This window comes from Leisingera sp. ABM4_101 (assembly GCF_056158725.1).
The window spans coordinates 2,841,830-2,865,376 of sequence record NZ_JBSWTV010000002.1; the positions used below are offsets into that span (position 1 = coordinate 2,841,830).

At 62.7% G+C, this 23,547-nt stretch carries 20 protein-coding genes; 11 read left to right on the forward strand and 9 right to left on the reverse strand.

Translation table 11 applies throughout. The annotated features are described in order from the left end of the window. Positions 1-262: 262 nt before the first annotated feature. Positions 263-1,168 (reverse strand): LysR family transcriptional regulator, encoded by a 906-nt coding sequence (locus ACXAEK_RS15110; RefSeq protein ID WP_475043118.1) that lies wholly within the window; start codon positions 1,166-1,168, stop codon positions 263-265. Positions 1,169-1,337: 169 nt separating this feature from the next. On the opposite strand from ACXAEK_RS15110, the gene ACXAEK_RS15115 reads away from it, so the two are divergent. The 10 genes from ACXAEK_RS15115 to ACXAEK_RS15160 all read left to right on the forward strand — a co-directional run bounded on the left by ACXAEK_RS15115 (position 1,338) and on the right by ACXAEK_RS15160 (position 13,177). Continuing rightward, the gene (locus ACXAEK_RS15115) at positions 1,338-4,757 is read left to right on the forward strand and encodes an indolepyruvate ferredoxin oxidoreductase family protein (protein WP_475043120.1); all 3,420 of its coding nucleotides are present in this window, start codon (positions 1,338-1,340) and stop codon (positions 4,755-4,757) included. A 275-nt stretch (positions 4,758-5,032) separates the two neighbouring features. Next, positions 5,033-5,911 (forward strand): lysophospholipid acyltransferase family protein, encoded by an 879-nt coding sequence (locus tag ACXAEK_RS15120; protein ID WP_475043122.1) that lies wholly within the window; start codon positions 5,033-5,035, stop codon positions 5,909-5,911. A gap of 9 nt (positions 5,912-5,920) precedes the next feature. Next, on the forward strand, positions 5,921-6,730 hold the full coding sequence (locus ACXAEK_RS15125) for a glutamate racemase (RefSeq protein WP_475043124.1): 810 nt from the start codon (positions 5,921-5,923) through the stop codon (positions 6,728-6,730). A gap of 114 nt (positions 6,731-6,844) precedes the next feature. Next, positions 6,845-7,873 carry an N-acetyl-gamma-glutamyl-phosphate reductase gene (gene argC / locus ACXAEK_RS15130; RefSeq protein ID WP_475043126.1) on the forward strand — a complete coding sequence of 343 codons (1,029 nt, stop codon included), beginning with the start codon at positions 6,845-6,847 and terminating at the stop codon, positions 7,871-7,873. A gap of 39 nt (positions 7,874-7,912) precedes the next feature. After that, positions 7,913-8,356, forward strand: a complete 444-nt coding sequence (gene ccmE, locus ACXAEK_RS15135) for a cytochrome c maturation protein CcmE (RefSeq protein WP_475043128.1) — start codon at positions 7,913-7,915, stop codon at positions 8,354-8,356. A 198-nt stretch (positions 8,357-8,554) separates the two neighbouring features. Then, the gene (locus tag ACXAEK_RS15140; RefSeq protein ID WP_475043129.1) at positions 8,555-9,166 is read left to right on the forward strand and encodes a holin-associated N-acetylmuramidase; all 612 of its coding nucleotides are present in this window, start codon (positions 8,555-8,557) and stop codon (positions 9,164-9,166) included. Beyond that, positions 9,157-9,732 (forward strand): holin family protein, encoded by a 576-nt coding sequence (locus ACXAEK_RS15145; RefSeq protein WP_475043131.1) that lies wholly within the window; start codon positions 9,157-9,159, stop codon positions 9,730-9,732. Before ACXAEK_RS15140 ends, ACXAEK_RS15145 begins: the two co-directional genes overlap by 10 nt. A 111-nt stretch (positions 9,733-9,843) precedes the next feature. Then, on the forward strand, positions 9,844-11,808 hold the full coding sequence (locus tag ACXAEK_RS15150; RefSeq protein WP_475043133.1) for a heme lyase CcmF/NrfE family subunit: 1,965 nt from the start codon (positions 9,844-9,846) through the stop codon (positions 11,806-11,808). Positions 11,809-11,813: 5 nt separating this feature from the next. After that, on the forward strand, positions 11,814-12,287 hold the full coding sequence (locus ACXAEK_RS15155; protein ID WP_475045281.1) for a cytochrome c-type biogenesis protein: 474 nt from the start codon (positions 11,814-11,816) through the stop codon (positions 12,285-12,287). 110 nt (positions 12,288-12,397) lie between these two features. Beyond that, a complete protein-coding gene (locus tag ACXAEK_RS15160) occupies positions 12,398-13,177 on the forward strand; it encodes an enoyl-CoA hydratase-related protein (protein WP_475043135.1) in 780 nt (259 codons plus the stop codon). 45 nt (positions 13,178-13,222) lie between these two features. On the opposite strand, the gene ACXAEK_RS15165 is transcribed toward ACXAEK_RS15160, so the two are convergent. The 3 genes from ACXAEK_RS15165 to gltX form a co-directional block, all read right to left on the reverse strand. Next, positions 13,223-14,083 (reverse strand): calcium-binding protein, encoded by an 861-nt coding sequence (locus ACXAEK_RS15165; protein WP_475043137.1) that lies wholly within the window; start codon positions 14,081-14,083, stop codon positions 13,223-13,225. Positions 14,084-14,371: 288 nt separating this feature from the next. Next, positions 14,372-15,667 (reverse strand): citrate synthase, encoded by a 1,296-nt coding sequence (gltA, locus tag ACXAEK_RS15170; protein WP_475043139.1) that lies wholly within the window; start codon positions 15,665-15,667, stop codon positions 14,372-14,374. Positions 15,668-15,794: 127 nt separating this feature from the next. Further along, positions 15,795-17,195: a glutamate--tRNA ligase gene (gene gltX / locus ACXAEK_RS15175; RefSeq protein ID WP_475043141.1), complete on the reverse strand. Its 1,401-nt coding sequence runs from the start codon at positions 17,193-17,195 to the stop codon at positions 15,795-15,797. 79 nt (positions 17,196-17,274) lie between these two features. Between gltX and ACXAEK_RS15180 the strand changes: the two genes are divergently transcribed. Then, the gene (locus tag ACXAEK_RS15180) at positions 17,275-19,338 is read left to right on the forward strand and encodes a ComEC/Rec2 family competence protein (protein WP_475043143.1); all 2,064 of its coding nucleotides are present in this window, start codon (positions 17,275-17,277) and stop codon (positions 19,336-19,338) included. Here ACXAEK_RS15180 and lexA read toward each other — a convergent pair. The 5 genes from lexA to trpC all read right to left on the reverse strand — a co-directional run bounded on the left by lexA (position 19,332) and on the right by trpC (position 23,547). After that, positions 19,332-20,039 (reverse strand): transcriptional repressor LexA, encoded by a 708-nt coding sequence (gene lexA, locus ACXAEK_RS15185; protein ID WP_475043144.1) that lies wholly within the window; start codon positions 20,037-20,039, stop codon positions 19,332-19,334. The two genes, ACXAEK_RS15180 and lexA, sit on opposite strands and share 7 nt — an antisense overlap. Before the next feature lie 145 nt (positions 20,040-20,184). Beyond that, positions 20,185-21,357, reverse strand: a complete 1,173-nt coding sequence (locus tag ACXAEK_RS15190; RefSeq protein WP_475043146.1) for a molybdopterin molybdotransferase MoeA — start codon at positions 21,355-21,357, stop codon at positions 20,185-20,187. Continuing rightward, positions 21,354-22,253, reverse strand: a complete 900-nt coding sequence (locus ACXAEK_RS15195; RefSeq protein ID WP_475043148.1) for a GIY-YIG nuclease family protein — start codon at positions 22,251-22,253, stop codon at positions 21,354-21,356. Before ACXAEK_RS15195 ends, ACXAEK_RS15190 begins: the two co-directional genes overlap by 4 nt. Then, complete coding sequence (gene moaC / locus ACXAEK_RS15200) at positions 22,254-22,724, reverse strand: cyclic pyranopterin monophosphate synthase MoaC (protein ID WP_475043149.1); 471 nt, start codon at positions 22,722-22,724, stop codon at positions 22,254-22,256. A gap of 10 nt (positions 22,725-22,734) precedes the next feature. Then, complete coding sequence (gene trpC / locus ACXAEK_RS15205) at positions 22,735-23,547, reverse strand: indole-3-glycerol phosphate synthase TrpC (RefSeq protein WP_475045283.1); 813 nt, start codon at positions 23,545-23,547, stop codon at positions 22,735-22,737.

Genomic DNA, 23,547 nt, shown 5'->3' on the forward strand with positions numbered 1-23,547 from the left:
AATATCAGAAGGTTGAACGCCAAAAAAAAAGGCCGAGCACTAAGCTCGGCCGAAGTCCAACAGGGAGGTATGAAGGGGGGCAAGGCCGCCGCCTTCATGAGGATCATTTAGGGCGCCGGGCCTGCCCCTTCAAGGGGATTAATGCTAAATGAACGTCAAGGCTGCTATGCGGTGAATGCATGGCTTGCGGCACGGTGCCGCTTTGCCCATTCCAAAACCGCAGCCGGCGCTGCGATGCGGCGGCCGCGTGCCGGGCAGGCGGTCAGAGCTTGCCCAGTTCTTTCATATGCTTGCGGTGCGCCATGATCTCGCTTTGGACAAAGTCCCGGAACGCGCCCACACGCTGGGAATGGCGCAATTCCTCAGGATAGGCGAGGTAGACAGGAACGCCGTTCTGATCCTCTTCCGGCAGAACCTCTACCAGCTCGGGGAATTCCTCGGTCACGTAATCCGGCAGGATCCCGACGCCCAGGTCATGCAATACCCCTTGCAGCACCCCAAAGTAATTGTTGACGGTCAGCAGCGAGCCCGGGTTGCTGGCCATCAGCTTTTTGCCCAGAACAGCGGCAGAGCCAACCTGCGCCGAACGCTGGTTCTGGCAGATCAGCCGGTGTTTAGAGATATCCTCAGCGGTTTCGAGCGAGCCATGCTTTTCCAGATAGGCCGGCGTTGCATAAAGCCCCATCCGAACGGTCATCAGCCGTTTGCGCACCAGATCGGCCTGACTCGGCTCCTTCATGCGGATCGCCACGTCAGCCTCGCGCATGGGCAGGTCCAGCACCCGTTCCTCAAGCATCAGGTCGATCTTGAGGTTGGGGTACTGCTCATACAATTTGGTCAGCCGCGGCGCCAGCCACAGGGTGCCAAAGCCCACAGTGGTGGTAACGCGCAGTTCGCCGAACACTTCCTCTTCACTGTCGCGGATGCGGGCAGAGGCTGCTTCCAGACGCGCGGACATGGATTGGGTGGCGTCAAACAACAGTTCACCCTGCTCAGTAAGAATCAGTCCGCGCGCATGACGGTGGAAAAGCGTCGCATTCAGGCTTTCTTCCAGCGCCCGGATCTGGCGGCTGACCGCCGATTGCGACAGATTCAGCTTGTCGCCCGCATGGGTCAGACTGCCCGCATCGGCCACCGCGTGAAATATTCTGAGCTTGTCCCAATCCATATGTGTTACTTTCTGTCCGTTTGGGGCCGACTGTATGAAATCTTAGTTATGTATCAGTTTTCACGGCGCAAGCGAGCAAAATCGAAAAAAATGCGGCTATTCAGGTCAGCAATTATGACCTATTCTTTGGGTTAGAAAGTGCAAGCTAATCCCGGTTGAGGAGGCCATGATGAGCACGCCGAAGATCACACTCAATGACAAGTACGACCTGACCAAATCGACGGTGCTGCTGAACGGCACCCAGGCGCTGGTGCGGCTGATGCTGATGCAGAAGCAGCGCGATGTTGCCGCAGGTCTTAATACCGCCGGGCTTGTCACCGGCTACCGCGGTTCGCCCCTTGGGGCAGTCGACCTGCAGATGAGCAAGGCTGAAAAGCAGCTGAAAGCGGCCGACGTCACCTTTCAGTACGGGTTGAACGAAGACCTGGCCGTCACCGCGCTGTGGGGGGCGCAGCAGGCAGAGGTGCGCGGCGAGGGCAAGTATGACGGCGTCTTTGGCCTGTGGTACGGCAAGGGCCCGGGCGTTGACCGCTCCGGCGACGCAATCCGTCACGCCAATATGGCAGGCTCTTCCAAACACGGCGGTGTGCTCTTGGCGATGGGCGACGACCACACCGGCGAAAGCTCCACCGTGCTGCACCAGTCGGAATGGTCGCTCTTGGACTGCTACCTGCCGATCGTCAGCCCGGCAGGCGTGCAGGAGATCCTGGATTACGGCATCTACGGCTATGCGCTCAGCCGCTTCTCCGGCCTCTGGACCGGCCTCAAGACCATGAAGGACACGATCGAGGTAACCTCGGTCGTCGATGCCCGCCCGGATCGGATGAACATCGTCACCCCGGAATTCGACATGCCGCCGGACGGGCTGAACATCCGCCTGGATGACGACCGCTTCCGCCAGGAAACCCGGATCATTGACTACAAGCGTTTTGCGGCAGAGGCCTTTAGCCACGCCAACAAGATGGACAAGCGTATGTGGGGCAAGCCCGGCGCCAAGATCGGCCTTGTCGCCGCGGGCAAGAACTGGCTTGACCTGGTGCACGCGCTGAAGCTCTTGAACATCGACGAAAACATGGCAGAGCGGCTGGGCATCACCACTTACAAGGTGGGCCAGACCTTCCCGATGGACATGAAGGGATTCCACGACTGGGCCGAGGGGCTGGACCTGATCGTCGTGGTCGAGGAAAAGCGCAAGCTCATTGAGATCCAGATCAAGGAAGCGATCTTTGACGACCGCCAGGGCCGCCGGGTTTATGGCTGGTATAAGGGCGGCGCCGGCGGCATGCACCGCGAGGAGCTGTTCCCGACAAAGTTTGCACTCGATCCGATCATGATCGCCGAGAAACTGGGCGGCATCCTGATCGAGGAGGGCCGCGAGACCGAGGCAATCAAGGCCGGGCTGGAAGCGCTGGCGGAGGCCCGCCGCGCCGACAACGCCGAGGAAATCGCCACCCGCCTGCCGTATTTCTGTTCCGGCTGCCCGCACAATTCCTCCACCCGCCTGCCCGACGGCTCCCGCGCCTATGCCGGCATCGGCTGCCACTTCATGGTGCAGTGGATGGACCGCGAGACGGTGGGCTTCACCCATATGGGCGGTGAAGGCGTCAACTGGGTGGGCGAGGCGCCATTCTCCACCCGCAAGCATGTGTTCCAGAACCTCGGTGACGGCACCTACAACCACTCCGGCGTGCAGGCGATCCGTGCGGCCTTGGCCGAGGGCACCAACATCACCTACAAGATCCTCTATAACGACGCGGTGGCGATGACCGGCGGCCAACAGGCCGAGGGCGGGCTGACCGCGCAGCAGATCGCGCATGAGCTGAAGGCGATGGGCGTCAAGACCATGGCCGTGGTCTATGACGAGAAGGAAGACGTCGACGCTGCACAGTTCCCGGCGGGCATGCGGATGCATGAACGCGCCGAGATGATGAAGATCCAGCGCGAATTCGAACAGGTCGAGGGCGTCTCCGCCATCATCTATATCCAAACCTGCGCCGCCGAAAAACGCCGCCGCCGCAAGAAGGGGCAGTTCCCGGACCCGGACCAGCGGGTGTTCATCAACACCGACGTCTGCGAAGGCTGCGGCGATTGCGGCGTGCAATCGAACTGCGTCTCAATCGTGCCCAAGGACACCGAACTGGGCCGCAAGCGTGCCATCGACCAGTCGTCCTGCAACAAGGATTTCTCCTGCCTCAACGGCTTCTGCCCGTCCTTCGTGACGGTTGAGGGCGCCAAAATCCGCAAGGAGGCCACCGCAGGCCTCGATCTGCCGCATCTGCCGCAGCCGGAACTGCCCGCCATTGACGGCACCCACAACGTGGTGATCACCGGCGTCGGCGGCACCGGTGTTGTGACCATCGGCGCGGTGCTGGCGCAGGCGGCGCAGATTGACGGCAAGGGCGCAGGCTTGATGGAAATGGCCGGCCTCGCCCAGAAGGGCGGTGCGGTACATATTCACTGCCGCATCGCCAATGAGCCCGATGACATCTCCGCCATCCGCGTCGCCACCGGCGAGGCGCACGCCCTGATCGGCGGCGACCTGGTGGTCAGCGCGGGCGCCAAGACCCTGGGCCTGACCACCACAGGCAAGACCGGTGCGGTGGTGAACAGCCACGAGATCATCACCGGCGAATTCACCAAGAACACCGAGTTCAAGGTGCCCACCGACCGCCTGGAACTGGCCCTGCAGGCCCGCCTGCGCAACCGGCTGGACCTGTTCGACGCCTCTGAACTGGCCCGCGCCACCATGGGCGACTCGATCTTTTCCAACATGATGGTGTTCGGCGGCGCCTGGCAAAAGGGCCTGGTGCCCGTCAGCTTTGAGGCCATCGAACAGGCGATCGAGATGAATGGCGCCGCGGTAGAGCGCAACAAGCGCGCCTTCGATATCGGCCGCTGGGCGGTGCTGCACCCGGAAGAGGCCGCCAAACTGATCCAGCCCCAGGCGGTGGACAAGCCCAAGACGCTGGAGGAGAAAATCGCCTTCCGCGCCGATCACCTGGTGGCCTACCAGGGCAAAGGGCTGGCGAAACGCTATGCCAAGCTGCTGGACGGCATCAGCGATCCCGCGCTGAAAGAGGCAGTGGCAAAGGGCTATCACAAGCTGCTTGCGTACAAGGATGAATACGAGGTTGCCCGCCTGCTGCTCGACAGCCGCGCCAAGGCGGAAGCGGAGTTCGAGGGCGACCTCAAGCTCTCCTACCACCTGGCGCCGCCGATGCTGGGCGGCACCGATCCGGACGGCCGCCCCAAGAAACGCAAATTCGGCGCCGGCATGGAACGCGGCTTCCGCTTGCTGGCCAAGCTGAAACGCTTGCGCGGCACGCCGCTGGACATCTTCGGCTACACCGCGGAACGCAAGATGGAGCGGGCGCTGATCAAACAGTATGAAGCTGACATGAAGGAATGGCTGCCCAAAGCCGCGCCTGAGATTATGGAACCGCTCATCGCTCTGGCCGAACTGCCGCTGCAGATCCGCGGTTTCGGCCCGGTCAAACTGGCCAATGAACAGAAAGCCGCAAAGCGCCGCGAGGAACTGCTGGCGGCCCTGCGCCAGGGCGGTGTGCCGCTGAAGCAGGCGGCAGAGTAAGCCGCGGTTCAAACCGGGCAGGGCGGAGCACTCCCGCCCGCCTTGACCCATTCTAAGAAAGGGTCAAGACCGTTGGGCCCAGCGCCGCGCTGACGCGCGGCGCCTGACGTTCCATGGCTTCTTTCTGGTTCGAAAATTCTCCGGGGTCCGGGGCAGAGCCCCGGCATTGCGCGGCAGCAATGCGTCACACAGCTGTTACGGGCCGGTTGCATATTCCCTTTCCGGCCTTATCTGGCCGCAGTGATCAGGCAGTGACCAGACGGAGACCCTCCCCAATGCAGGCCCAGCGCCATATCGCCCGTGACATCTCCTATGCTCATTCCGCCTCCACCCGCGCAGGCCGCGCAATGATCCGGGTGATGGAGAACGCCACCGGACGCCTCAACCTGATCCGCCGCGCCGCCGGATATGAGCAGGAGGTGGCGGCAGGCCGCGACTTCTGGTCGGTGATGGCAGACCGCTACGGGCTGACGCTGGATATTGCGGGCGGCGCGCTGTCGAACATCCCCCAGGACAAGCCGGTGATCCTGATCGCCAATCACCCCTATGGCATTCTTGATGGGCAGATGATGGGGCAAATCCTGTCCCGGACCCGGGGCGATTTCCGCATCCTCGCCAACCATGTGTTCCGCAAGGCCGAGGATCTGAACAAGGTCATCCTGCCAGTGGATTTCACCGAAACCCGGCAAGCAATGCAAACCAACCTGCAAACCCGCAGGGAGGCGCTTAGCTACCTGGGGCAGGGCGGCGCCATCGGCATCTTCCCGGGCGGCACCGTGTCCACCGCGGCGCACCCGATGGGCCATCCGATGGATCCCGGCTGGCGCGGCTTCACCGCCCGGATGATCGCCAAATCCGACGCCGTGGTGGTGCCAGTGTTTTTCGACGGCCACACTTCGCGCCTGTTTCAGATTGCCAGCCACCTGCACGCGACGTTGCGCATGGGGCTGCTGATCCAGGAGTTCCGCAAGCGGGTCGACACGCCGGTCCGGGTGGTGATTGGCGCGCCAATTGACCGTGGCACTCTGGCGCCACTGGCCAAAGACACAAAAGCCCTTATGGATTTCTTGCGCAAAGCGACGTATGAGCTTTCTCCAGAACCTCTCAAATCCTATGCGTACGGGTTTGAGTTCGAAGAGAAACACCGCGCGTGAGAAGGCGACATGGCTGTAGGCATCTTTGATTCAGGCCTGGGCGGGCTGACCGTCCTGGACGCGGCGCAAAAGCGCCTGCCGGATGTGGATTTCCTCTATTACGGCGACAACGCCCGCGCGCCTTATGGTGTGCGCGATGCCGAGGATGTCTATCAGCTGACCAAATCCGCCGTGCAGGACATGTGGGACAAGGGCTGCGATCTGGTGATCCTCGCCTGCAACACCGCCTCTGCCGCCGCGCTGCGCCGGATGCAGGAGGGCGGGCTGCCCCAGGGCAAGCGGGTGCTCGGCGTCTTTGTGCCGCTGATCGAGGCGCTGACCGAACGGCAGTGGGGCGACAACTCCCCCCCGCGCGAGGTCGAGGTAAAACACGTCGCGCTGTTTGCGACACCGGCCACCGTCGCCAGCCGCGCCTTCCAGCGGGAACTGGCGTTCCGCGCCATCGGCGTCGATGTCGAGGCGCAGGCCTGCGGCGGCGTTGTTGACGCGATCGAAGACGGCGACATGATCCTGGCCGAGGCGCTGGTGCGCTCTCACGTCGATGCGCTGAAACGCAAGATGCCGCATCCGCAGGCCGCGATCCTTGGCTGTACCCATTACCCGCTGATGGAGCAGACTTTCCAGGAAGCACTGGGCCCGGACGTCAAGGTGTTCAGCCAGGGCAGCCTGGTGGCCGACAGCCTGGCGGACTATCTGAGCCGCCACCCGGACATGTACGGCAATGGCGGCGGCGGTTACTATACCACCGGCGAACCCCGCCGCGTCAGCGACCGCGCGACCCAGTTTCTCCGACGGGAAATCACCTTTCAGGCGGCCTGATCGCAAACGCCCCGGAACCTTGTTCCAGGTCAAAGTGCGCCGCCGCGATTCCCAATATTTCTCTCCGCAGATGGCTGCGGAACCGGCATATCACATCGAAAGACGAGGTCTGACATGACCCATAAAGTGGCTATCCTTGGCGCTTCCGGCTATACCGGCGCCGAACTGGTGCGGCTGATTGCCCAGCACCCGAGTATCGAGATCGCGGCGCTCTCCGCCGATCGCAAGGCCGGCATGACCATGGCCGAGGTGTTCCCGCACCTGCGCCATATGGAGCTGCCGGTGCTGTGCAAGATCAATGAGATCGACTTTGCCGGCATTGACCTGTGCTTCTGCGCGCTGCCGCATAAGACCAGCCAGGAAGTGATCGCGGCACTGCCCAAGACCCTCAAGATCGTTGACCTGTCCGCGGATTTCCGGCTGCGCGACCCGGCGGAATACGAGAAGTGGTATGGCAACCCCCACGCCGCGCTGGAGCAGCAGGAGGAGGCGGTCTATGGCCTCACCGAATTCTACCGGGAGGATATCAAATCCGCGCGCCTGGTTGCGGGCACGGGTTGCAACGCTGCTACCGGCCAGTTCGCCCTGCGGCCGCTGATCGAGGCGGGCGTCATTGATCTGGACGATATCATCCTGGATCTGAAATGCGCCGTCTCCGGCGCCGGCCGGTCGCTCAAGGAAAATCTGCTGCACGCGGAGCTGAGCGAGGGTTACAACGCCTATGCCATTGGCGGCACCCACCGGCACCTGGGCGAGTTCGACCAGGAATTCAGCAAGATCGCCGGGCGGCCCGTGAAGGTGCAATTCACCCCGCATCTGCTGCCCGCCAACCGCGGCATCCTGGCCACCGTCTATGTGAAGGGCGACGCGCAAGAGATCCACGAGGCCTTTGCCAAGGCCTACGCCGGTGAGCCCTTCATCGAACTGCTGCCGTTTGGCGAGGCGCCGAGCACCCATCACGTGCGCGGCTCCAACTTCTGCCATATCGGCGTGGCGCAGGACCGGATCGAAGGCCGCGCCATTGTCATTGCGGCACTGGATAACCTGACAAAAGGAAGCAGCGGCCAGGCCTTGCAGAACGCAAACCTGATGTTAGGTGAGGAAGAGACCAAAGGCCTGATGATGGCGCCGCTGTTCCCGTAAACAGGGGCGGCGCTGTATTGGGCTTGAATTGAGGACACCATGAAGAACCTGAAGAAACAGCGCCGTATCCAGGTCATCGCGGTTGCCGCGGTGGCCCTGATCGTGGCTACCGCCCTGATCGGCTATGCCCTGCAGGACGGGATCAACTATTTCCGCTCGCCCAGCCAGGTGGCAGAGGAACCGCCGAAACCGTCTGAGGTCTTCCGCATTGGCGGGCTGGTGGCCGAAGGCTCGCTGCAGCGCGGCCAGGGCGAGACCGTGCGCTTTGCCGTCACCGACGGCGGCGCCACGGTGCAGGTGGCCTATACCGGCGTTCTGCCCGATCTGTTTGAGGAGAACCAGGGCATGGTCGGCACCGGCAGCTACGTCAATGGTGTCTTTGAAGCTACTGAAATCCTAGCAAAACATGACGAGACCTATATGCCCAAGGAAGTCATGGACGCGCTGAAGGAACAGGGGGTCTATCAGGAACCCGAAACCTGATTTCCCGTTAAGGAACGGTGCACTCCCGCCCCAAATGACGCCTCCCTTCGGGGAGGCGTTTTGCGTTGGGCCAAGCGCCGCGCGGTGCGCTGCGCAGCAGCGCGTTTGGCAGGTGTTGCGTACCCTGCGTACGGTGGTGTCAGGGGATCTTAGGCGCCTTGCGGCAATATGAGCCAAACCGGAAAGTGGTGAGGTGACATGCAGACAGTGACTGAGATTGCAGAACAGATCGTGGCGCGCGAAGGCGGCTTTGTGAATGACCCGGCTGACCCGGGCGGCGCCACCAAACACGGGGTGACCATTGGAACCCTGCGGCGGCTGGGGCTGGACCTGACCGGCGACGGCCGGGTCGGGATCGCGGATGTGCGGGCGCTCAGCCGGGCGCAGGCGGTGGAGATTTTCATCCGCCACTATTACGAGGCGCCCCGCATCGCCAGCCTGCCACCCTGCCTGCAGGCGACTGTCTTCGACATGTATGTGAATGCAGGCAGCAATGCGGTGCGCATCCTTCAGCGGCTGCTGAACGAAATGGGATTTGGCGTGGCCGTGGACGGCGCCATCGGCCCGCAGACCGCCTCGGCAGCAGAGCAGGCGGCATTGGTCGACGCGGAGGCGCTGCGCGACGCCTACGGGATTGCCCGCCGGAATTACTACTTCCGCCTCGCCGACCACTGCGCCGCCAGCCGCAAATTCGCCCGCGCCCGTGACGGCACCAAGGGGGGCTGGATCAAACGGGCAGAGGAGTTCATCTCTGCCCAATACCACCTGAGCCGCCAGGCGTTTCAGCGGAGGACAGCAGAATGGGGCTGATCACGGATATTCTGGGATTGATTTTCGGAAGCCAGCGTAACGCGTTGCGGGAAACTGTTGAGGTGTTCCGGGAAAATGCCGAGGCCGGTGCCGCGCGGGCGCATGAGATGCAGGACGCCGCGCTGCAGCAATTGGCGGCGGAGTTTCAGTACGGCGGCAAAAGCAGGTTCGACCGGTTCATGGACGGTATTAACCGGCTGCCGCGGCCCTTGCTGGCGCTCGGCACCCTGGCGCTGCTGATCTCGGCCCTTAGCGATCCGGTGTGGTTTGCCGCCCGGATGCAAGGGCTGGCGCTGGTGCCGGAACCCCTGTGGTGGCTGTTGGGAGTCATTGTCTCCTTTTACTTTGGTGCACGCCACCAGATGAAAAGCCATGAGTTCCAGCAGGGGCTGGCCGCCAGTTTGGCCCGGGTGCCGCAGGTGGCCAGCAACATCGAAGCACTGGAAGGCATGCGGGCAGACTCGCCTGCTGCTGCCGCAACCAGCACCGATGCAGCCGCGCAGCTGGATGCCACCGAACCGGAGGTCAATCCAGCGCTGAGGGCCTGGAAAACCCGCCGCGGCTGATCACAATTTGCCCTCTGCGGCGGCGTGGCGCGGCGTTTGCCATTGGCCCTGCCACCAGACAGGCGTATAGGAAGACCCATCCCTGAAGCCCATGCATGGACAGACCGGCACATGATCACAGAACTCGGACATTTCGCCCTAATTCTCGCCTTCATGATTGCCATCGTGCAGGCGGTTATCCCCTTGATCGGCGCCCATAAACGCTGGCCCGGCTGGATGGCCGTGGCGGAACCGGCTGCACAGGCGCAATTCCTGTTCACTGCCTTTGCCTTCGGTGCGCTGATGTGGGGCTTCATCACCTCCGACTTCTCGCTGAAGCTGGTGACGCTGAACAGCCATTCGGCCAAGCCGATGCTGTACAAGATCTCCGGAACCTGGGGCAACCATGAGGGCTCGATGCTGCTGTGGGTTCTGATCGTCAGCCTGTTCGGCGCCATGGCCTCGGTCTTTGGCGGCGGTCTGCCGCCGACGCTGAAGGCACGGGTGCTGTCGGTTCAGGCCGCCATCGGCGTGGCGTTCTTTGCCTTCATCCTGTTCACCTCCAACCCGTTTCTGCGGCTGACGGTGCCGCCGTTTGACGGCCAGGACCTGAACCCGCTGCTGCAAGATCCGGGCCTCGCGTTCCACCCACCGTTTCTCTACCTTGGCTATGTGGGCCTCAGCATGGCGTTTTCCTTTGCCGTTGCTGCCCTGATCGAGGGTCGAGTGGACGCCGCCTGGGGCCGCTGGGTGCGGCCCTGGACGCTGGCGGCCTGGGTGTTTCTGACCATCGGCATCGCGCTGGGGTCCTGGTGGGCCTATTACGAATTGGGCTGGGGCGGTTTCTGGTTCTGGGACCCGGTTGAAAACGCCTCCTTCATGCCTTGGCTGCTGGCGGCTGCGCTGCTGCACTCCGCCATCGTGGTGGAGAAGCGCGAGGCGCTGAAGAGCTGGACCATCCTGCTGGCGATCCTGGCCTTCGGATTCTCGCTGATTGGCACCTTCATCGTGCGCTCCGGTATCATCACCAGCGTGCACGCCTTTGCCAACGACCCGGAGCGCGGCGTGTTCATCCTGTTCATCCTGGCGTTCTTCACCGGCGGCGCACTGACGCTGTTTGCCGCCCGCGCCCAGGCGATGGAGGCCAAGGGGCTGTTTGGCATGGTCAGCCGCGAAACGGCACTGGTGGCCAATAACATCCTGCTGGCGGTCAGCTGCTTTGTGGTGTTCTTCGGCACCGTTTGGCCGATCGTCGCGGAGATGGTCTTTGCCCGGAAACTGAGCGTCGGCCCGCCGTTCTTTAACTCCGCCTTCACGCCGTTCATGGTGGTGCTGGGGCTGCTGCTGCCGGTGGGTGCCATGCTGCCCTGGAAACGCGGGCGGATCGGCCGGGTGGCCTGGCAGCTGCGCTATGTGTTCCTGCTGGCGGTGTCGCTGGGTGTCTTGGCCTGGGCACTGCAGACAGGCCGTTCCGCACTGGGTCCGGTGGGGCTGTTCCTCGGCTCCTGGATGGTCTTTGGTGCGCTGGCTGACCTGTGGCTGCGCAGCGGTAAGTCGAACCGCCTTGGCCGTATGCTGCGGCTGCCGCGGGCGGACTGGGGCAAGGCCGTGGCCCATGGCGGCCTGGGTATCACCATCTTTGCCATCGCGGGCCTGACCGCTTGGGAACAAGAGGACATCCGCGTCGCCCGTATCGGCGAACCCTTCGACGTGGGCGCCTTTACCCTGGTGCTGCAGGACGTCAGCCGCGAGCAGGGGCCGAACTATTTCACCACCAAGGGCCGGGTTGAAGTCACCCGCAGCGGAAAGCCCGAGGCGGTGATGTTCCCGGAAAAACGCGACTATCCGGTTGCCAAGATGCCCACCACCGAGGCGGCGATTGATTACCGCGTGACCCGTGACCTTTATGTGGTGCTGGGCGACCAGCAAGCGGACGGCAGCTGGACCATGCGGACCTATATCAAGCCCTTTGCCAACTGGATCTGGGCGGGCTGCATACTGATGTCGCTTGGCGGTCTCCTCAGCCTCAGCGACCGGCGCTTCCGGGTGGCGGCAGGGGCGCGCAAGACACCATCGGCGGGAGTGCCAGCGGAATGAAACAGATGCGTCTTCTGATCCTGGCCCTTGCGGCGCTGATGGCTGCGGCCGTGTTCTCCCCGGCGCCTGTGCTGGCGGTGGAACCGGATGAGGTGCTGGAGGACCCGGCGCTGGAGGCCCGCGCCCGCGACCTGTCCGAGGGCTTGCGCTGCCTGGTCTGCCGCAACGAGAGCATTGATGAATCTAACGCTGACCTGGCCCGCGACCTGCGCGTCCTGCTGCGAGAGCGGCTGGTGGCCGGTGACAGCGACCGTGAGGCAATTGACTTCATCGTCGACCGTTATGGCGAGTATGTGCTGCTGAAACCCACAGCCTACGGTGCCAACCTGCTGCTTTGGGCGGCGGGTCCCTTGATGCTGCTGGCGGCTCTGGTGATCGGTGTCTTCTATGTCCGCGGCCGGGCTCGTACGCCAAGGGCGTCAGAACAGACTTTGAGCGCCGACGAGCAGGAACGTCTCAGGAAAATCCTGGAGGATTGACGCCGGGTCTGGCTTTCCGGCCCGCGCGCTTTGCGTCACCATGCCTGCCAACCGGCTGCGCTTGCGGACAGATCGTGCGGCCCAAGGCTGTTTTTAGATAGGGCTCTCCCATGGAATACAAAGAAATCCTGTTTTCGCTGCAGGACGGACTGGCGGTTATCACGCTGAACCGGGAGGCGCGCAAGAACGCGCTGACCAGCCGGATGCGGGCGGAGATCACCCACGCCATGCGGCTGGCTGCGGGCGAGGCGCGGGCGGTGGTGCTGACTGGCGCGGGCGATGCTTTCTGCTCCGGCCAGGACCTGAGCGATGCAGGCAGCACCGGTGGCGCGCTGGATCTGGAGCGCACGCTGCGCGATGAATACCTGCCGATGCTGCAAGCAATTTATGATTGCCCGGTGCCGGTAGTGGCCGCTGTCAATGGCGCTGCCGCCGGGGCAGGGGCTAACCTGGCGCTGGCGGCGGATGTGGTGATTGCCTGCGAAAGTGCGTTTTTCATGCAGGCCTTCACTAGGATCGGGCTGATCCCCGACGCCGGCGGCACCTGGTTCCTGCCGCGCCAGATCGGCCTGGCCAAGGCGATGGGGGCAGCGCTGTTTGCCGACCGCATCAGCGCGCAGCAGGCGAGCGACTGGGGCATGATCTGGGAAGCGGTGCCGGACGCGGAGTTCGACGCCCATTGGCGCGCGCGTGCAGCCTATCTGGCGAGCGGCCCCAGCAAGGCCTTTGCCGCCACCAAATCCGCCCTGCGCGAAAGCTATGGCCGGAGCCTGGCAGAGCAGCTGTCGGAAGAGGCGCATTTGCAGGGCCAATGCGGCAAGACCCGGGACTTCCTGGAAGGCGTCACCGCCTTCATGGAAAAGCGCCCAGCGAAATTCGAGGGGCGCTGACGAGCTTTGCCTCGTTTCGGAGAAACCGGGACGGGGCAATAGCTGCTACAGGAGCGCTTGCGAAGCAACCAGCCTGACATGTGCTTGCACAGTAAAGCGGCCACCTGTGTCATTGATCCGCATGACGGCATCACCATCGGCATACAAGATGGAGTCCTGGCCGCCTGTACCGTTGCCTTCGGTTTCTACAGTCAGCTCCGGGGGCTGCTCACCTTCCGGGAAATAGTAGAACAGCGCGTCTTCGTCCAAATCAAAGTCAGTCACTGCCGCAGCTGAGTTTCCCTCTGCCCAGTAGCCGGTCACGAAATCATTGCTGCCGCCGCCGCCGGTCAGGATATCACCATCGCCGGCAATCAAGGTGTCATGGCCGTCTCCACCGGCGAGAGTGTCGCTGACACCATCATCAGATACCGATGAAAACTCAGGTGTGAATCTGACATCCAGTCCGCTTTGGAAATCATCCAGAGCATCTGCCGCCTGGTCCTGCGGAACTTCATACATCAGGCCGCCGGACAGGAGGTCATCGCCGGCACCGCCGTCGATGCTGTCGGCCCCGGCACCGCCATAAAGGCCGTCGGCGCCGAAACCGCCTGTCAGGGTGTCATTGCCCTGGTCCCCTTGCAGCCAGTCTGCTCCAAGGCTGCCCGAAATTGAATCATCACCGCTGCCTCCAAGAACAACATCCCGGTCTGAGCCGCCGCGCAGCCAATCGTCTCCGTTGCCAGCGCTGATTGCGTCATCTCCGGAACCGCCTTGAATCGTGTCGTTCTGGCTGGTTCCGTTCAACACATCCTGACCATCAGTTCCCGTGATGGCCTCACCTTCAACAGCGGTGTCATCGTCGTTATCATTCAACACTACAGCACCGATAGTGAGGCCTAAGCCAAGCAAAAGAAGAAGTTCCATAAAAGCATCCTAAAGTTTCAGCCGGCCAGAACAGCAAGGGCTAGGCCCCAAAGTCTGGTGGTTGCAAAAGGCGTTAACAGTTTCTCCTATTCGGCTGCAGAAATTGAGTCAAATTCTCCCAGTTACTATTTACACCTTTGAAACTTGCGGCGGCCGGCAATGGAATTGTTTCCAAAATGCGTTTGGAAACTGGCGTGCGTGATCGGGACCGTGCCGGTTTCCAGAGGTTCCAGAAAAGGAAAACGCCCCGCGCGGGGCGGGGCGTTTCTGTTTTTTCCTGGACAGTGCTTAGCGCTTTTCGATGTCGACGTAGTCGCGCAGGGTCTCGCCCAGGTAAAGCTGGCGCGGGCGGCCGATCTTGTTCTGCGGATCGGCGATCATTTCCTTCCACTGCGAAATCCAGCCCACGGTGCGCGACAGCGCAAAGATCGGGGTGAACATTGAGGTCGGGAAGCCCATCGCCTCCAGGATGATGCCGGAGTAGAAGTCGACGTTCGGGAACAGTTTCTTCTCGATGAAGTAGGGGTCGTTGAGCGCGGTCTGCTCCAGCTCCTTGGCGACCTGCAGCAGCGGGTTGTCCTCGACACCCAAGAGTTCCAGCACCTCGTCCGCGGATTGTTTCAGCACCTTGGCGCGCGGGTCGGTGTTCTTATACACCCGGTGGCCAAAGCCCATCAGGCGGAACGGGTCGTTCTTGTCCTTGGCGCGTTCAATGAATTCGGGAATGCGGTCAACCGAGCCGATTTCCTTGAGCATCTCCAGGCAGGCCTGGTTGGCGCCGCCGTGGGCCGGGCCCCAGAGGCAGGCAATGCCGGCCGCGATACAGGCAAACGGGTTGGCACCGGAAGAAGACGCCAGGCGCACGGTCGAGGTCGAGGCATTCTGCTCGTGGTCGGCGTGCAGGATAAAGATCCGGTCCATCGCGCGGCTGAGGATCGGGTTCACATGGTATTCCTCAGCCGGGACCGAGAAGCACATGTGAAGGAAATTCGCCGCATAATCCAGATCGTTGCGCGGATAGACGAAGGGCTGGCCGATCGAATATTTATAGGCCATCGCGGCGATGGTCGGCAGTTTGGCGATCAGGCGCACGGCGGCGACCTCGCGCTGCCAGGGATCGGTCACATCCAGCGAGTCGTGGTAGAAGGCCGACATGGCGCCGACCACACCCACAAGGGTTGCCATCGGGTGCGCGTCGCGGCGGAAGCCGCGGAAGAAGTTGAGCATCTGCTCATGCACCATGGTGTGGCGGGTCACACGGGTCTCAAAATCCTCCAGCTGGGTGACGGTGGGCAGTTCACCGTAAAGCAGCAGGTAGCACACCTCCAGGTAGTGGGATTTAGAGGCCAGCTGGTCGATCGGGTAGCCGCGGTGCAGCAGTTCGCCCTTGCCGCCATCAATATAGGTGATGGTGCTGTCGCAGCTGGCGGTGGAGGTGAAACCCGGGTCATAGGTGAACACACCTGCCTGCGCATAAAGCTTGCGGATGTCGAGAACATCCGGCCCGGCCGTTGGCGAGAAAATGGGCAGCTCGTAGTTTTCGCCATTCAGGCTGAGCGTGGCAGATTTCTGTGTCTCGGTCATGGATGTCCCTTCCTGTTACAGGCACGAAAGCTGCCGCTCGGGCGTCTTCATGCGGGGCAGCGCCTGCGCGGAGTTGCGCAGGGGTTGTCGTATCAAAACAGGCTTACCCGGGAGTTAAGGACCGGTCTCAGCCTGCTGCGTCTTTGAGCCGGGCGATGGTTTCCTCGCGGCCCAGAATCAGCATCATGTCGAACACCGAAGGCGTTACCGCCCGGCCTGCCAGCGCTGCCCGCAACGGGCCTGCCAGTTTGCCGAACTTGGTATCATGGGCTTCTGCAAATGTGTTCAGAAGCGCCTCCAGATCGTCACGGACCCAGCTAGCATTTTGCAACTGCGGCGTCAATTCTTCCAGTATACCATCGGATACAGAAGTGAGCGCCTTTTCCGCCTTCGCATCCCGTTCAATAGGCCGTGAAGCAAGGATAAAATGCGCTTTTTCAAGCAGTTCGGGGAAGGTGCGGGCGCGGTCCTTGAGGCAATACATCGCAGTTTCCAGCCCCTGTGACTGCGCGTCAGTCAGGGCGGTTTCCCCAGCAGCAGCCAGGTAGGCGCAGATTTCCTGCCGCAGCGCAGCATCATCGCTGACGGCAATGTGCTGGCCGCAGAGGTTCTCCAGCTTTTTGGTGTCGAACCGCGCCGGGCTTTTGCCGATGCCGTCAAAGTTAAACCACTCTTTGGCCTGGCTGTCTGTAAAAAATTCGTCATCGCCGTGCGACCAGCCGAGACGGGCCAGGTAATTGCGCATGCCGGCCGCGGGATAGCCCATTGCCTGGTATTCCTGCGCGCCAAGCGCACCGTGGCGTTTGGAGAGTTTCTTGCCGTCCGGCCCGTGGATCAGCGGGATATGCGCCCAGACCGGAACCTCCCAGCCCATCGCCTGGTAAATCATCATCTGGCGGGCAGCGTTGTTCAGGTGGTCGTCACCGCGGATGACATGCGTGACGCCCATGTCATGGTCATCAACCACCACCGCCAGCATATAGACCGGGGTGCCGTCGGAGCGCAGCAGGATCATGTCGTCCAGCTGGTCGTTGCGGATGGTCACATCGCCCTGGACCTCGTCCTGGATCACGGTCGCGCCGTCCTGCGGCGCCTTGATGCGGATCACGTAAGGCGCGTCCGGGTGGCTGGCTTCATCGGCATCGCGCCAGGGCGACCGGTAGAGAGTGGACTTGCCCTCGGCCTTGGCCTGATCGCGGAAGGCGGCGATTTCTTCCTGGGAGGCAAAGCACTTGTAAGCCTTGCCTTCCGCCAGGAGCTGTTTCGCCACCTCGGCGTGGCGGTCTGCGCGTTCGAATTGGCTGATCACCTCGCCATCGTGGTCCAGGCCCAGCCACTCCATGCCCTGCAGGATGGCGGCGGTGGCCTCCGGCGTGGAGCGCTCGCGGTCGGTGTCCTCAATCCGCAGCAGGAACTTGCCGCCGCGGCCGCGGGCATAGAGCCAGTTGAACAGCGCAGTACGGGCGCCGCCGATATGCAGATAGCCGGTGGGAGAAGGCGCGAAACGGGTGACAACCGGTTGGGTCATGTGCAGGATTTACCTTTTGGAAACCATGTGAGGCGTAGAGTTTCCGCCTGTCTACCGGGCCAGAAGGCGGGGGGCAAGCATGGGGCTTGGAACTGCAACCAGCAACGTTCTGCAAGGCCAGCGCGGCAACCTGTTTCCTTGGGTGCCGGTGTTTTTGGGTGCGGGGATCGGCCTCTATTTCAACCTGAAAACTGAACCAGGCATCGTGGTTATTGCCGGTTTGGCTGTTTTCACGCTTCTTCTTGGTGCCTGCGGGCTGATGCGGCGGCCGCTGGCGTTTCTGTGCTGGGGACCGGCGCTGCTGGCAGCCGGGTTGTGCATGTCTTATGCCCGGGCGCATCTGCTGGCCGCCCCGGTTCTGGACTTCCGCTATTACGGCCCGGTTGAGGGACGTGTAGCGGTGGTAGACCGCTCGCCCACCGATGCGCTGCGGCTGACGCTGGACCGGGTGCGGCTGGGCCGGGTTGCGCCGGAGGATACACCTGAGCGGGTCCGGATATCGCTGAAGGGACACACAGATGTACCGCCGCCCGGCGCGCGGGTGATGACCACTGCGCATCTGCTGCTGCCGCAGGGGCCGGTGGAGCCCGGCGGCTTCGACTTCCGCCGCCACGCCTGGTTCAAGCAGCTGGGCGGGCTGGGGTATACAAGGGTACCGGTGCTGCTGGCGGACGCGCCGGGCAGTGAAGTGCCGGTCGAGCAGCTGCGCAGAGCGCTGGCGCAGTATCTTCAAAACGCTTTGCCGGGCGAGACCGGCGGGTTTGCGGCCGCTGTAACGGCCGGTGACCGCAGCGGTGCGGGCGAGGAGACGCTAACCGCGCTGCGGCAAAGCAACCTGGCGCATCTGCTGGCGATCTCCGGTCTGCACATGGGTCTCTTGACGGGGTTTGTCTTCACTTCTCTGCGCTGCCTGATGTGCCTGGTCCCCTGGATTGCGCTGTGCTGGCCGGTTAAGAAACTGGCCGCCGCCGCGGCGCTGGCGGCCGGGGCCGGGTATCTGCTGCTGTCGGGTGGCAATGTGGCGACAGAGCGCGCCTTTGTCATGGTGGCGGTGATGTTTGGCGCGGTGCTGCTGAACCGGCGGGCGATCACCCTTCGGGCGGTGGCTGTGGCGGCGCTGATTGTGCTGCTGCGGCGGCCTGAAAGCCTGCTGAGCCCCGGTTTTCAGATGAGTTTTGCCGCCACAGCCGCGCTTGTGGCGGTGTTTGCCGCGCTAAGGGACGGGGCGGTGCCGCTGGGCCCCCGCTGGCTGCGGCCTGTTTTGGCGCTGGTGATCTCCTCCGCAGTGGCGGGGGCGGCAACGGCCCCCTTTGCGGCGGCGCATTTCAACACCATTCCCCATTACGGGCTGCTGGCGAACCTGCTGTCGGTGCCGGTGATGGGCACGGTTGTGATCCCTGCCGCCGTGCTGGCCCTGTGCCTTGCGCCGCTAGGGCTGGAGTGGATCGGGCTGACAGTGATGCAATGGGGCATGGAGTGGATCCTGATGGCGGCCCGGACCGTCTCCGGCTTTGACGGGTCTGTATCGCATGTGGCATCGCCGGGGGCTTGGGTACTGCCGCTGCTGGCCGCCGGGTTTGTTTTTGCGGTGGTTTGGCGGGGGCGGCTCCGTCTGGCCGGGTTGCTGCCTTGCGCTGCCGCGTTTGGGATCTGGTCGATAGCAGAGCGCCCGCACATTCTGATCGCCGATTCCGGCGGGCTGATCGGCGTGATGGGGGCCGACGGCCGGGCGCTGTCACGCGCCAAGGGGCAGGGGTTCACCGCGCAGATCTGGCTGGAGAATGACGGCGATCCGGCGCTGCAGCCCGCCGCGGCGGCCCGCTGGGAAAACGGACTGGGCAGTTTGCCGGTCTGGCAGGGCGCGGGGTTGCGGCTGGTTCACGCACCGGGAAAGCGTAAGCTTGCAGCGGCAAGTGGTTGCAAAGACGGGGATATCATCATTTCAACCGTGCCTGGATCAGCCAGCTGCCTGCTGCTCACACCAGAGGTGATGCGGCAGACCGGAAGCCTTGCCCTGAGCCGCGGCGGGAACTTGCTCACGGTGCGGGAAGCGGCGGGTGAGCGCCCGTGGACAGACTGGCAGCCTGAGGGACGGGACATCCGCCGCCTTCGGCTGCTGCTGAAGGGCGGGCGCGGTCAGTAAGTGCGGATCAGGCCAACCAGGCGGCCCTGCAGCTGAACCATATTCTCAGGATAGCGGCGGGTTTCATAGGCTGGGTTGGCAGCCTCCAGCGCGATCATGGACCCCTCGCGGAAGTAGCGTTTCAGGGTTGCTTCCTGACCTTCAACCAAGGCCACCACGATATCGCCGTTGTCGGCTGCAGAGGTTTCGCGGATCACCACGATATCGCCGTTGTTGATACCGGCCTCAATCATCGAGTCGCCCTTGACCTCCAGCGCGTAGTGCTGGCCGGTCGGGGCAATCATGCCGCCGGGCACCGCCACGTGATGCGAAACCTGGCTGATCGCCTCGATCGGGACGCCGGCGGCGATGCGGCCCATAACAGGCAGTTCGACCGCTGCCTGTCGCAGCGGATCTGCCGCCGCGGGTGCAGGCACGGCAGTCTTGGCCTGGCCGCCCTCGATCACCTTGGGCGCGAAGCCTTGCGGCTCAGCTGTGCCGCCGAGGCTTTCGGGCAGGCGGATGATTTCGATGGCGCGGGCACGGTGCGGAAGGCGACGGATGAAGCCGCGTTCCTCCAGCGCTGTGATCAACCGGTGGATGCCGGACTTCGACCGGAGATCCAATTCGGTCTTCATTTCGTCAAAACTGGGGGGCACGCCGTCACGCTGCAGGCGTTTGTGAATGAATTCCAGCAGTTGAAGTTGCTTCTTTGTGAGCATCGCCGCTCCCTCCGTGCCTCGTGTTTTCTTTTGTTCTACGCATGTTCACGTTTTGTGTCAACATGGATCTATCTGAAGAATGGCAGCAGCAAGGCCGGAGGCCTGGGCCTCCGGTTTGAGTGTTTGCGCAAAGAAGACGAAGGGGTCAGACGGCGAAGTATTGCACGGTTTCGCCTGCCTGCTGGGCGCGGCCGTTTGGCGGGCGCACCAGCAGGGCATTGGCGCCCGCCAGGATGGTGAGAAGCGAGCTGTCCTGGTTTTTAAAGGCCGTCAGCTGACCGTTTTCGACCCGTGCCCGCATGTAATGTTCCCGCGGGCCGTTTTCGCCGAGCGGCTCAGCAAGGGTTGCTTCCTGCAGTTGCTGGGCCGCGGCCGGCAGGCCCAGCATGGTGCGGATCATCGGCGCCAGGAAGACGTGGCCGCAGACCATGGCCGAAACCGGGTTGCCGGGCAGGCCGACCATCGCGGCGCCTGCCATCCGGCCCGCCATCAGCGGTTTGCCGGGGCGCATGGCGACCTTGTAGAAGCTGCGCTCCATCCCAAGATCCTGAGCCACCTTGCCGACCAGATCGTGATCGCCGACAGAGGCACCGCCGATGGTAACGACAAGATCTGCGCCCTCTGCCAGCTCAAACGCGGTGCGCAGGCTGCATTCGGTGTCGCGGGCGATGGGCAGGATGCGGGCGCGGGCTCCGAGATCCTCCAGCATCGCCTTGAGGCCAAATGTGTTGGAGGCGATGATCTGATCCGGGCCAGGCGTTCCGCCGGGCATCACCAGCTCGTCGCCGGTGGAGATCAGCGCGACCTCCGGCCGGCGGGTGACGGGGACCGCAGGGATGTTCATCGCTGCCAGCAGGGCGATGTCTGCAGGCGTTAGCAGCCGCGGTGCGCTGACGGTCTGGCCATCGGTGAAATCACCGCCGCGGGGGCGGATATTGTGGTTGCTGCCAGGCGCATCGGTGATGGTGATGAGATCTCCGCTGCGGGTCACATCCTCTTGGATAGCAACGAAACTTGCGCCTTCCGGAACCGGGGCGCCCGTGAAGATCCGCACTGCCTGACCCGCGCCCACACGGCCAGCGAAAGCGTGGCCGGCAGCGGCCTCGCCAATCACCTTGAACATGGCGTGCAGCTCAACCTCGGCGGCGTTGACCGCATAGCCATCCATGGCGGAGGCGGAGAACGGCGGCTGGTCGCGGCGGGCTTGCACGTCGCGAGCCAGGACCCGGCCCGAGGCTTCAGTTAAGGGAACCTCTTCGGTCTCCAGCTGGGAGACCAGAGCCAGAAGATGTGCGCGGGCTTCGCTGACGGGGATCATTTACTACCTCTGAAAATGCGTTCGGCTTCCCAATCTGCGTAGGTTTGTCCTTGGAGTGTTTTCCAAGCAGTTCTGCCATTTGCTGCGCGGCCAGAAATTACTGCGGCTGCTGCCGAAGGACTGGAAAATGCATAGTCTTCGGTCAAAACCGCCGACTGGCCCGAAGGAGTTATTAGCCCGTTTCTCTTAAGATCGTCGTGTATCTTCCAGTAATGTGTATTGTGCCTTCGGTCCCCAACCCAATCTGCCCGAATTTGTGAACCCGCTTGAACAACTATTTCCTGGTTTATCAGAAAAGCACGAGCTTCAAGGTCATGCCTGGGTAGGCGCAATACAAACTCTGGATAGCTAGCGCCTTGAGGTGAGCGCTCGCCCTCTACAAAAAGGCTGCGGCGACCAGTTTGGAACAAGTCAATCTTAATAGCAGGCAACACCATATGCAAAGTTTCCAAAAAGCTTTCCATATTCGCAGTTGCAGCTTCATTCAAACTTGCACCAGAGGGATTATTTCCATTTTCAAGTCGTCTTGAGCCTGAGCTTCTCGCAGCTTCCACCAGCCGGTTTTCCAAATACTTTACGTGCGCCTTGTGAAGAGCATCACCGTGAGTTGTAATAAGTGCAGCGACTTCCCACCAATCCTTTTCGCGAGCGTGTTGAGACAAGCGCTGCGCCATATTTTCGGTTTCACCAATGTAGGCGAGTGGACCAGTGTCATCTTCCCCCAATAGAAGATAAACTCCGGTTTGCTTGGCTTCAGCTCGCACGAGGCCTTCTGCTAAACGGGTTCGCGGGATGCGAAGAACGTGGCCTGTCCAATTGAACATTTCTGCTGTTAACATCCCGTCAGGGTTGCCGTCTACAAAGTACAATTCCAATGACCGGCCCTGAGTGTTCATCTAAGCCTCGTACCTGCCTGATTTCCCGCCATCTTTCAGCGTGACGCGGATGCCGCCGATCTGCATCGCCTTATCCACGGCCTTGGCCATGTCATAGACAGTGAGCGCGGCGGTGGAGACGGCAGTGAGCGCCTCCATCTCGACCCCGGTCTGGCCGGTGGTCTTGACCGTGGCCTCGACCCGAACGCCGGGCAGGTCCGGGTCCAGCGTCAGCTCCACCGCGACCTTGGTCACCGGCAGCGGGTGGCAAAGCGGGATCAGATCCGGAGTCTTCTTGGCGCCCATAATGCCGGCCAGCCGGGCCACGGACAGCACGTCCCCCTTCTTGGCGCGGCCTTCGGCAATGATATCAAAGGTTTCTTGTGCCATGACGATGTGGCCCTCGGCGGTGGCGACGCGCGACGTTACCGCCTTGTCCGAGACATCAACCATATGGGCGTCGCCCTTGGTGTCGAAATGTGTGAGGCTCATGGCGCCCTCCTTACATCATGCCCGGCATCAGCGGGTTGGCCAGCAGCGCGCGGGTCGCACCGGCGACGTCCTCCTGACGCATCAGGCTTTCGCCGATCAGGAAGGTGCGGGCGCCGTAGCGGGCCATATCGCTGAGGTCCTCAGGCGTGAATAAGCCGCTTTCGCAGACGATGGTACGGTCGGCAGGCACCATGCGCGATAGGGTGCGGGTGGTGTCCAGCGTGGTTTCAAATGTCTTGAGATTACGGTTGTTGATGCCCATCAGCGGCGATTTCAGGTTGCAGGCGCGCTCCAGCTCTTCGGCGTCATGCACCTCCAAGAGCACATCCATGCCCCATTCAAAGGCGCTTTGCTCCAGCTCCTGCGCCTGGGCGTCGGAGACAGAGGCGAGGATGATCAGAATACAGTCTGCCCCCAGCGCGCGGGCCTCAGCGACTTGGTAGGTGTCGTACATGAAATCCTTGCGCAGCGCGGGGAGGGAGCAGGCGGCGCGGGCCTGGGTGAGGAAGTCCTTGGCGCCCTGGAAGCTGGGGGTGTCGGTCAGCACCGACAGGCAGGTGGCGCCGCCGTCCTCATAAGCCTTGGCCAGCTCCGCCGGTGCGAAATCCGGGCGGATCAAACCCTTGGAAGGGCTGGCCTTCTTAATCTCGGCAATCAGGCCGTAACCTGTGCGGTTGGCTTGCATAAGGCTTTCGGCAAAGCCACGCACCGGGGAAGCCTCGCGCGCCTCGGCCTCGACCGCCTCAAGCGGTTTGGCGGCCTTGTCTGCAGCCACTTCCTCGAGCTTGTAGGCCTTGATCTTGTCGAGCACGTTTTCGGTCAT